The following is a 708-nucleotide window of genomic DNA, read 5'->3' on the forward strand; positions in this document are numbered from 1 at the left end:
CCATACACAACCAAAAACCCAAGCCATTCATCTGGACAGCCAAGGCTAAGGATATCTTGGCTAAAGTTGTTCGTGCTAATCGCCGGTTAAGTTCCAAGCAAAATGCAACACTACACTAGCAGCTTCTGGAACTTTTCCCAGGTGTAGCAACCTCTTTTTCCTCGGCGGTTCAGCCATTTGAAGAGTATCTGCTTCACCAGATGGGCAAAGTTCCCTATGCTCCTGCTATTGTCCGTTACCCCATAATACGCATAATGCCCTTCCAGTTTGGCCGCTGTTCGCTGCATCAGCCACGCTGTCGGCATCACTCGATTGGCTTTTATCCAGTCTTTGTACGCTTTCAGCTTGGTTGTCAGTCGCTTGCTGACCGTCTTGCGTTTCATTCAAGAACCATTTGCCGAATATTCTGACCTATTTCAAACACCGAATCAGTAATGCTGTGGCTGAAGGGTTGAACTCCAAGATTCAGACGATCAAAGCCAATGCGCGAGGTTATCGATCCTTTGCAGGATTCAGAAACAGCATCCTGTTTTACTGCGGTGACCTAGATATGGCGCCTTAGGCTTCACACGAATCTACGAAGAACCCCTTCCAGGAGAGCCGCCTGGCCCAGCTCGCCAGAAACCAGCCATAGGCTCTGGTCAGTGGCCGTTTCCCCATGGCCCAGGGCATTTGTTCCACGCGAATCCCACAGCTGGGGCATTCGAC

General features: G+C 50.3%; 1 protein-coding gene and 1 pseudogene. One reads left to right on the forward strand and one right to left on the reverse strand.

Translation table 11 applies throughout. From position 1 onward, the window contains the following. Positions 1–110: 110 nt before the first annotated feature. On the reverse strand, positions 111–383 hold the full coding sequence (locus ACOCD2_RS24020; protein ID WP_293649926.1) for a group II intron maturase-specific domain-containing protein: 273 nt from the start codon (positions 381–383) through the stop codon (positions 111–113). Between the two features lie 29 nt (positions 384–412). Between ACOCD2_RS24020 and ACOCD2_RS24025 the strand changes: the two are divergent. Then, positions 413–562: pseudogene (locus ACOCD2_RS24025) on the forward strand (transposase); the annotation flags it as partial. Positions 563–708: the final 146 nt, after the last annotated feature.

This window comes from Thiolapillus sp., assembly GCF_048562965.1.
Classification (GTDB): domain Bacteria; phylum Pseudomonadota; class Gammaproteobacteria; order Chromatiales; family Chromatiaceae; genus Thiolapillus; species Thiolapillus brandeum_A.